The sequence below is a fragment of the Rhodococcus zopfii NBRC 100606 = JCM 9919 genome, assembly GCF_001895025.1.
In the GTDB taxonomy this organism is placed as follows: domain Bacteria; phylum Actinomycetota; class Actinomycetes; order Mycobacteriales; family Mycobacteriaceae; genus Rhodococcus; species Rhodococcus zopfii.
On sequence record NZ_BCXI01000007.1, the window covers coordinates 225365 to 235021 of the forward strand.

Sequence of the window (9657 nt, forward strand, 5' to 3'; positions counted from 1 at the left end):
TGTACCCGCCGCCCGACGGGCGTGCCGGTCGCGAATTTCCGGAGGAGAACAGGTGAACCTCAAGCGCAGTGGCGCCCTGCTCGGCGTGATGGCCGCAGGAGCTCTTACCCTGGCAGCATGCGGTAGCGACAACAACGCCGCCGACGTCGATGTGGACGCGTCCGCCTCGACCGCAACCTGCGAGGGCAAGGACACGCTGTCGGCCGCAGGATCGTCTGCGCAGAAGAACGCCATGGACGCCTTCGTGTCCACCTACATCGCCGTGTGCAACGACAAGGGCAAGAACGTCAACGTCGCGTACAACCCGTCGGGTTCCGGTGACGGACGTACGCAGTTCATCGCCAAGCAGATCGACTTCGCGGGCTCCGATTCCGCGATCAAGGGCGACCAGGCGGCGCAGGCCGCCGAGCGCTGCGCCGGCAACCCCGCCTGGAACCTGCCGCTCGTGTTCGGCCCGGTTGCGATCGCCTACAACCTCGAGGGTGTCGACAACCTGGTTCTCAACGGCGAGACCATCGCCAAGATCTTCAACGGTGGCATCACCAAGTGGAACGATCCGGCCATCGCGACGCTGAACAGCGGTGCGACGCTTCCTGATTCGCCCATCGCTCCGGTCGTCCGCTCGGATTCCTCGGGCACCACCGACAACGTCCAGAAGTACCTCGAGGCCGCCTCGCGCGGCGCGTGGACCACCGGCGCCGGCTCCGACTTCACCGGCGGCGTCGGCGAGGGCGCGAAGGGCTCCGCGGGTGTCGCGCAGGCCGTCGCGAGCACGCCGGGTGCCATCACCTACGTCGAGAGCTCCTTCGCGAAGCAGAGCAACCTCAGCGTCGCGCAGATCGACAACGGTTCCGGCCCGGTCGAACTCACCGAGGAGAGCGCCGGCAAGGCCATCGAGGGCGCCGCGTTCGCCAGCACCGGCGGCGGCGACCTCACCCTCGACCTTTCGTCGATCTACGGCAGCACGGAGGCCGGTGCGTACCCGCTGGTCCTCGCCACCTACGAGATCGTGTGCTCGGGCGGCTACGACGCCGACACGTCCGCGGCGGTCAAGTCGTTCCTCACGAGCGCGGCCAACGAAGGACAGACGGGCCTCTCGGAGCAGGGCTACGTCCCGCTGCCCGACTCGTTCAAGGCCAAGCTGACCGAATCGATCGACGCCATCGGCTGATCCGCCGCAGTGCGACGACCGCCCCGATCTATATTCATGCGTAGAAAGATTGCGAGCGCAGATGAGTGACGCGCCCACCACTTCGGCACCTCGCACCCCTGCCCCCGATCACGGGGGTTCAGGGGCGGGCGGTCCGCACGGCAGCACCCCGGAGGCCACGATTACAGATCTCGACGCCGGACGCCGCAAGCCGGTGAGCCGGCCCGGCGACAGGATTTTCGGCTCGCTGGCCACCGGGTCGGCCGTCCTCGTCTCGCTGATCATCGGCGCCATCGCCGTGTTCCTGGTGTGGCGGGCGGTCCCCGCGCTGCAGCGCAACACCGTCAACTTCCTGACCAGCCGTGAGTGGCTCACGCAGGACGTCGAGAAGATGGCCTTCGGGGTGCTCGACCTGTTCCAGGTCACGGTTCTGGTGTCGGTGTTCGCGCTGATCCTCGCGATGCCGGTGGCGCTGGGCATCGCCATCTTCCTCACCTCGTACTGCCCCGACCGGATCAGGAAGCCGCTCGCGTACGTCATCGACCTGCTGGCTGCGGTGCCGTCGATCGTGTACGGCCTGTGGGGCCTGCTGGTGCTCGCCCCGGCCATCCGCCCGTTCGCGCAGTGGCTCAACGACAGCCTCGGCTGGTTCCCGCTCTTCGCCGACGGTTCCGGGTCGATCATCGGTGGCGGCACCATCTTCACCGCCGGGATCGTTCTGGCCGTGATGATCCTGCCGACCATCGCCGCGGTCAGCCGCGAGGTATTCGTGCAGACCCCGGTCGCGCAGGTCGAGGCCGCGCTCGCGCTCGGCGCCACCCGGTGGGAGGTCGTCAGGACGACCGTGATCCCGTTCGGCAAGTCGGGCTACATCAGCGGTTCGATGCTCGGCCTCGGCCGCGCGCTCGGCGAGACGATGGCGCTGTACATGATCCTGCGCACCACGTCGCAGGCGTTCTCGTGGTCGCTGTTCGACGGCGGCGCCACCATCGCCTCGAAGATCGCGCTGGGCTACGCCGAGTTCAACAACGACATCCAGGCCGGCGCCTACATCGCCGCGGGTCTGGTCCTGTTCGTACTCACTTTCGTGGTCAACGCCGCGGCCCGCATGGTGGTCGCCGGAAAGAAGGACTGACCCATGTCGACGACCGTTCTCGACTCGCCCGTCAAGGCGCCGACTTTCCGGGGCGTGGGCGCGCGCCGGCGTCTGACCGACTACACCGCGACCGTGCTCGTCACCCTCTCGGTGCTGGTCGCGCTGGTTCCGCTCGCCTGGGTGCTGGCCACGGTGATCGCGAAGGGCCTGCCGGCCCTGTTCTCGTCGACCTGGTTCACCAATTCGTTCAGCGGCCTGTCCGCGTCGTCGATGGGCGGCGGCATCTACCACGCGCTCATCGGCACCCTCATGCAGGGCCTCGTCTGCGCGGTCATCTCCATCCCGCTCGGGGTGTTCGTCGCGATCTACCTTGTCGAGTACGCGGGCAACTCGAAGCTCGCCAGGATCACGACCTTCATGGTGGACATCCTCAGCGGTGTGCCCTCGATCGTCGCCGCGCTGTTCATCTACGCGCTGTGGATCGCCACCTTCGGGTTCCCGAAGTCCGCGTTCGCGGTGTCGCTGGCGTTGGTGCTGCTCATGGTGCCGGTCGTGGTGCGCAGCACCGAGGAGATGCTCCGGATCGTGCCGCAGGACCTGCGTGAGGCGTCGTACGCTCTCGGCGTCCCGAAGTGGAAGACGATCGCCCGCATCGTGCTGCCGACCGCGCTGCCCGGCATCATCACCGGCATCATGCTCGCGCTGGCCCGTGTCATGGGCGAGACCGCGCCGCTGCTGATCCTGGTCGGCTACGCGCCCTTCATCAACTTCAATCTGTTCGGCGGCGAGATGGGGTCGCTGCCCGGCGTCATGGTCGCCGAGATGAACAACCCCACCGACGCCGGTTCGATGCGCATCTGGGGCGCCGCCCTGACCCTCATTGTGGTCATCGCCGTGCTGAACATCGCCGCCAAGCTCGTCGGCCGCCTCTCGCAGGTCGGCAACTCGAAGTAGCCGACACGCCTCCACTCGTCGAGTTCGAAACACCATTAGGGAGCCGATAATGGCCAAGCGTCTGGATCTCAAGGACGTCAATATCTTCTACGGCAAGTTCCATGCCGTGTCCGACGTGACGCTGTCGGTGCCCCCGCGCAACGTCACCGCGTTCATCGGCCCGTCGGGCTGCGGCAAGTCGACGGTGCTGCGGTCGCTCAACCGCATGCACGAGGTCACCCCCGGAGCCCGCGTCGAAGGTTCGGTGCTGCTCGACGGTGAGGACATCTACGACTCGTCGGTTGATCCGGTCGGTGTGCGCAAGACCATCGGCATGGTGTTCCAGCGCCCGAACCCGTTCCCTACCATGTCGATTCGCGACAATGTCGTGGCCGGCCTGAAGCTGCAGGGAGTTCGGGACAAGAAGTCCCTCGACGAGATCGCCGAGCGGTCGTTGCGCGGTGCGAACCTGTGGAACGAGGTCAAGGACCGCCTCGACAAGCCTGGTGGCGGTCTGTCGGGTGGTCAGCAACAGCGTCTGTGCATCGCCCGGGCGATCGCGGTCTCCCCGGACGTGCTGCTCATGGACGAGCCGTGCTCGGCGCTCGACCCGATCTCCACCCTCGCCATCGAGGACCTGATCACCGAACTCAAGCAGGATTTCACGATCGTCATCGTCACCCACAACATGCAGCAGGCCGCCCGGGTGAGCGACCAGACGGCGTTCTTCAACCTCGAGGCCACCGGCAAGCCGGGCAGGCTCGTCGAGATCGATGACACCGAGAAGATCTTCTCGAACCCGACGCAGAAGGCCACCGAGGACTACATCTCGGGCCGCTTCGGATAGTCGGATAGATCGCGCCGCGTCTGCGGGTGCACGGAAACGGGGCCCGGCCGGAAAGTCCGGCCGGGCCCCGTTTCGCGCGTTCTACGCCTGGTTCGGGTACACCGTCAGGTTGTCGAGCTTTTCGCGGATCGCGCGGAAGTCCTCGTCGGTCGGGAGCTTGCCCGTGACCAGGAAGACGACACGGCGCCCGACCTCGACCGCGTGGTCGGCGAAGCGTTCGTAGAATCGCCCGAGCAGCGTCACGTCGACGGCGGCGGCGACGCCGTGTTTCCACTCCCGGTCCATCAGAACCGTGAACAGGTGACGGTGCAGGTCGTCCATCGCCTCGTCCTCCTCGTGCAGCCGCGCCGCCCGCTCGGGGTCGCGGGTCTCGAGGATCTCCTTGGTGGCGGCACCCAGAGCCACGGCGATACGCCCCATCTCGGCGAAATACCCGTTCACTTCCTCGGGCAGGACGTGGTTGGGGTGGCGTCGACGCGTCGCCTTGGCCACGTGCAGGGCCAGCGCCCCCATCCGGTCGATGTCGGCGACGATCTGGATGGCGCTGACGACGGCCCGCAGATCGCCGGCGACCGGCCCCTGGAGGGCGAGGAGCGCGAACGCCTTCTCCTCGCAGATCGCACTCAGATCGGTGATCTTGTCGTGTTCACCGATCACGATCTCGGCAAGGGGAAGATCGGCATGGAGGAGGGCCTCGGTGGACCGTTCCATGGCGAGACCGGCCAGACCGGCCATCTCGCCGAGGAGATCGGCGAGCTCTGTCATCTGTTCGTTGTAAGCGACGCGCATAATCTCACAGCCTACGGCGGAAAGAAAGCTGCGTCACGAGCAGCGGATGAATGCTGGGTGAACGACCGATCCGAATCGTCGTGCCGGACCCGGGCCGTCAGCCGCAGGAGTCGTCACCGGCGTTCGTCACCGCGAGATCCACGGGAAGTTCGATCTCCCCAGCCGGAGCCTGCTCGACGGGCATGGGTTCGAGGAGCGTACCGGGAAGCTGCGGTTCGGCAATCGTGCCGGCGAAGTCGGATCCGAGCACGAGCTCGACGATGCCGAGGCGATCGGCCGTGGACGACAGCTGCTGGAGCACCGCACCGGGGATCATCGACGCGACCGTTGCAGCCTCGGCTTCCTGGCCCTGAGTGAACCGCACGATGGTGTGCGAGCTGGTGCCGGAGTAGTTGCCGACGGCGTAGATGGAGTAGCCGTACGCGCCCAGCGATTCCGCGGTCCGCGCGGCGAGACCGGCTTCCCCGGACGCGTTGGACACCTGCAGCGTGATGTAACTCGTGTCGACCGATTCCTGGGCCGGCAGCACCGTCGGTGCCGGCGCCGACGGTGCCGCCATGGCCGCGCCGCCCGCCGACTCGCTCGGGGCCGGCTCGTCGCGCTTCTCGCCGGGCAGCGGCCCGTCGTCGATGATGGCCTGGAAGATCGCCTTGATGTCGTCCAGGCGCGGGATCTCGTTGCCCCAGTCGTTGGTGCCGTCCGTCGGCACGGTCAGGAAGGTGACGGCACCGGCATCGACGTTCTGCAGCGAACGGCCGAGCTTGACCAGCGACTCGGTGTTGACGTTCTCGACGAAGGTGGCCTGGGTGAACGCGTTGATGAAGCCGTTGAGCTTGCCGGGATCGAGCAGCACCTTGTTGGACAGCGCGGACCGCAACAGGGACGACAGGAACTTCTGCTGTCGGGTGATCCGGCCGTAGTCGCCGTTGCCCTCGGCTTCGACCTTGCGGGCGCGGACGTAGTCCAGTGCCTGCCGGCCGTCGAGCATCTGCCGTCCCGCCGTCGGGAGCACCGTGCCCAGCTCGCCGTCGATCAGCGGCGCGGAGGTGCACACCTCGACACCGCCGATCCCGTCGACCATCGACTCGAAACCGGCGAAGTCGATCCCGACGAAATGCCCGATCTTCAGGCCGGACATCTTCTGGATCACCTTCACCAGACACTTCGGCCCGCCCAGCGCGTAGGTCGCATTGAGCTTGTCGCCGTCGGCGGCCGGAAAGATCTCGGTCGCATAGTCGCCGGTGGCGCTGTCCCAACCGCGGCACACCGGACGTTCCACATCGAGGTCGCGGGGGAACGACACCGCGACGACCCGGCTGCGGTCGGCCGGGATGTTGACGAGAATGACCGTGTCGGCCCGCGCACCCTCGGCATCCTCCGCGGTGCCCGCGCCGACTGCGCCGCTCGCCCCGGCGCGAGTGTCGGTGCCGACGATCAGATATGTCTCGTCGCCGGTCTGCCCGACCGGGTCGACGATGTCGGTGGATTCGGTGTCCAGTGCGGCGATCTGCGAGAAGCCCGCCTCGGTGGACCGCACATACCCCCAGATGCCGCCGGTGCCGACCAGAGCCAGCACCGACGCGAACGCGACCACGGTCCGGCCGGCGAGGGCGATCCGGGACCGGCGTCTGCGTTTGCTGACCGCGAGCCTGCTCGGGCCGCCGGTCCTCCCGGCGGGTTGCGGTGCTGCTCGTTGCGCCGCGTCCGCGTCCGCGCCCGTGAGTCCTTCTGGCGGTTCCGCAGGCCCCAAGGACTCACCGGTCATCGCAATCTGCACGGTCGGTTCATCGTCCGGGACCACCGGCCGGCCACGCGGCGGGCGCGGCGGCGGCAGTGTCGTCGCGGTGACCCGGGGCGGTTCGGCGACCCGGGTCTGTTCGGCGACGGACTCCGATGGTGTCGGCGGCGTGGCCCGGGAGGATCGGGTGGGCGGAGCCGGTCGAGGCCGAGACGTCGACCGCGCGGGCGGCGGTGCCGGGGGCGGTGTCGGAACCGGAGGCGGTGCCGGAACCGGAGGCGGTGCCGGAACCGGAGGCGGTGCCGGAACCGGAGGCTGGGATCGCGCGGAGCGCGGTGTCGGCGCCGGCGATACCGGGAACCGGTCCGGTTCCGGTGAGGGAGCGGCGGCCGGCTCGCGGCGTTCCACGGGAGCGCTGTCGCGGCCGACCTTGTTCATCAGGTCGGCGACGGTGAGCTGCTCGGAATCGCCGGGTTGCGCGGCCCTGCGGTTACGGCTCTCCGCGCGGCGCGTCGGAGTCTCGGGAGCGCTGTGCCGTCGATTGGGCTGGTCGGCGTCCTGTCCATCCATCCGGCCGGACTGCAACTCGCGATAGGTGCTGTCCGCGAGCGGACGTTCCCAGGGAGCGCGAGAGTCGGGCAAGCCCGAATCGTGCTCCTCACCCACCGATTCCCTCGCCTCTCCGCGGATGTCCCGCTTCTCGTTGCATCCGCCTCGTCGGCGACCCCGTCATGATACTGACCGTATGACGTTGCATCGAGGCGTCCGCCGGGATGTCGGGATCCCGGCCGGTCTGCGGACCGATTAGCCGCCCGAATGCATCATGTCGGCACCGGCGGGAACAAGCGTGTCCTCGGGGTCGTCGAGCCAGCCGTCGGGCAGGGCGACGGAACTGGGCGAGCCTTGGCGGCCGCGGGGTCCCTCGGCGTCCCTCGGGAACGGGACGTCGGGATCGAGCCGGCCGAGCAGGTCGTCGAGTTCGGCGAGGCTCGAGACACGCGCGAGCCCGTTGCGCAGATCGGATCCGGCGGGGAACCCGCGCATGTACCAGGCGATGTGCTTGCGGATTTCGCGCATGCCCTTGTCCTCGCCGTGATGATCGGCGAGCAGCCGGGCATGCCGGCGCATGATCTGCGCGACCTCACCGAGCGTGGGCGGAGTGGGGATTTCGCGACCGTTGAGCGCGGCGGACAGTTCCGCGAACAGCCACGGACGGCCGAGGCAGCCGCGGCCGACGACGACGCCGTCGCATCCGGTCTGCTCCATCATCTTCGCGGCATCGTCCGCGTCGAAGATGTCTCCGTTGCCGAGCACCGGCACATCGGTGACGTGTTCCTTGAGGCGCGCGATCTCGTTCCAGTCGGCGGTGCCGGAGTACCGCTGCGCCGCAGTGCGGGCGTGCAGGGCCACCGCCGCCGCGCCCTCGGCCGCCGCGATACGCCCGGCGTCGAGGTGAGTGTGGTGTTCGTCATCGATCCCGATCCGGAACTTGACGGTCACCGGGATGTCGGTGCCCTCGGTCGCGCGGACCGCGGCCGCGACGATCTGCCCGAACAGACGACGCTTGTACGGCAGCGCGGAACCGCCACCCTTGCGGGTCACCTTCGGGACGGGGCATCCGAAGTTCATGTCGATGTGGTCGGCGAGATCCTCGTCGACGATCATCTTGGCCGCCGCGTACGTGATGTCCGGATCGACGGTGTAGAGCTGCAGCGACCGCGGCGTCTCGGTGGGGCCGAAGGTCGTCATGTGCATCGTCACCGGATGGCGTTCGACGAGCGCGCGGGCGGTCACCATCTCGCACACGTACAGGCCCGACGTGCTGCCGGCACGTTCGAGTTCGAGTTCACGGCACAGGGTGCGGAACGCGACATTGGTGACGCCGGCCATCGGGGCCAGTACGACGGGACTGTCGAGTTCGAGCGAGCCGATGCGAAGGCGGGACATGCAAACCTCGGAAACAAACGATGTCGGAAGCAGGGCGAGAAACCGCCCGAACTGAGCAACTGTGCCCGGCACCGAAATCGTTCGGTACCGGGCACAGGATATCCGGTGGAGGCCACCGGCACGGAATCGGCTGCGATCAGACTGTCGCTTCGGCGCGTTCGCGGCGCGCGGCGTCACGGGCCAGGGAACGGTCGCGCATGTCCTCGAACTTCACGGCCTGGCGTTCCAGATCCTCGAGGAACGTGCCGAGTTCGTCGAGCGTCTGGGCGCCCTCGGACCCGAAGTCACGTTCGAAGATGTTCCATTTGCGCAGCACCGGCTGGACGACTTCGTCGAGGTGCTGGCGCAGGTCGTAGATACCGTGCTTGGCCATGAGCACGCCGTTGCGGCGGAAGTTCGGCATTCCCGCTCCGGGCATCTGGAACTGCTTCAGGATCTCGGTGATCGCCGTCAGCGTCTGGGCGGGCGCGACGTCGAGGGCGGCCTCGCAGATATTGCGGTAGAAGATCATGTGCAGGTTCTCGTCCGCCGCGATGCGCTGCAGCATCCGGTCGGCGACGGGATCGTTGCAGGCCTTGCCGGTGTTGCGGTGCGAGACGCGGGTGGCGAGCTCCTGGAAGGTCACGTAGGCAACCGACCGCAGCAGGCCGTTGTTGTTGCCCGGGAAGAAGCCAGCCGTCATGTGCTCCATGCGCGCGTTCTCGAGGGCCACCGGGTCGACGCCGCGGGTCACGACCAGGTAGTCGCGCATCACGATGCCGTGGCGGTTTTCCTCGGCGGTCCAGCGGCCGACCCAGGTGCCCCACGCGCCGTCGGGCGAGAAGTTCTCGGCGATCTCGCGGTGGTAGGACGGCAGGTTGTCCTCGGTCAGCAGGTTCGTGATCATCGCCGCCTTGGCGACGTCGTCGAGCCGCGAATGCTCCGGCTCCCAGTCCTCGCCGCCCATGGCCGCGAAGTTGCGGCCCTCGTCCCACGGGACGTAGTCGTGCGGATGCCAGTCGCGGGCCATGGACAGATGCCGGTTGACGTTCGCCTCCGCTACGGGCTCCAGCTCGCGCAGAAGCTCCAGCTGAGTCATGACTCGCGTCATTCCGATTTCCCTCCGTGGTTGTGTGGCGTCCTACAGCCTACGGGACCGTAGGTTTGCGTTGGGACGA

The 9657-nt window shown here is 67.8% G+C and carries 8 protein-coding genes; 4 read left to right on the forward strand and 4 right to left on the reverse strand.

Going from position 1 to position 9657, the window contains the following annotated elements:
- The first annotated feature begins 52 nt into the window (after positions 1 to 52).
- From pstS to pstB, 4 genes are all read left to right on the forward strand, one after another.
- Positions 53 to 1171, forward strand: a complete 1119-nt coding sequence (gene pstS, locus RZ1_RS04970; RefSeq protein ID WP_072809729.1) for a phosphate ABC transporter substrate-binding protein PstS — start codon at positions 53 to 55, stop codon at positions 1169 to 1171.
- A 61-nt stretch (positions 1172 to 1232) separates the two neighbouring features.
- The gene (pstC, locus tag RZ1_RS04975; RefSeq protein WP_072809731.1) at positions 1233 to 2285 is read left to right on the forward strand and encodes a phosphate ABC transporter permease subunit PstC; all 1053 of its coding nucleotides are present in this window, start codon (positions 1233 to 1235) and stop codon (positions 2283 to 2285) included.
- A 3-nt stretch (positions 2286 to 2288) separates the two neighbouring features.
- Positions 2289 to 3200, forward strand: a complete 912-nt coding sequence (gene pstA, locus RZ1_RS04980) for a phosphate ABC transporter permease PstA (RefSeq protein ID WP_072809732.1) — start codon at positions 2289 to 2291, stop codon at positions 3198 to 3200.
- Positions 3201 to 3249: 49 nt separating this feature from the next.
- Positions 3250 to 4026, forward strand: a complete 777-nt coding sequence (gene pstB, locus RZ1_RS04985; RefSeq protein WP_072809734.1) for a phosphate ABC transporter ATP-binding protein PstB — start codon at positions 3250 to 3252, stop codon at positions 4024 to 4026.
- An 81-nt stretch (positions 4027 to 4107) separates the two neighbouring features.
- Here the strand turns inward: pstB and phoU are convergent, their stop codons facing one another.
- The 4 genes from phoU to RZ1_RS05005 form a co-directional block, all read right to left on the reverse strand.
- Positions 4108 to 4815, reverse strand: coding sequence for a phosphate signaling complex protein PhoU (gene phoU, locus RZ1_RS04990; protein ID WP_072809736.1), 708 nt, complete (start codon positions 4813 to 4815; stop codon positions 4108 to 4110).
- Positions 4816 to 4912: 97 nt separating this feature from the next.
- Positions 4913 to 6991 (reverse strand): LCP family protein, encoded by a 2079-nt coding sequence (locus RZ1_RS04995; RefSeq protein WP_072809789.1) that lies wholly within the window; start codon positions 6989 to 6991, stop codon positions 4913 to 4915.
- A gap of 366 nt (positions 6992 to 7357) precedes the next feature.
- The gene (dusB, locus tag RZ1_RS05000) at positions 7358 to 8500 is read right to left on the reverse strand and encodes a tRNA dihydrouridine synthase DusB (RefSeq protein ID WP_072809738.1); all 1143 of its coding nucleotides are present in this window, start codon (positions 8498 to 8500) and stop codon (positions 7358 to 7360) included.
- A 136-nt stretch (positions 8501 to 8636) separates the two neighbouring features.
- The gene (locus RZ1_RS05005; RefSeq protein WP_072809739.1) at positions 8637 to 9590 is read right to left on the reverse strand and encodes an acyl-ACP desaturase; all 954 of its coding nucleotides are present in this window, start codon (positions 9588 to 9590) and stop codon (positions 8637 to 8639) included.
- Positions 9591 to 9657: the final 67 nt, after the last annotated feature.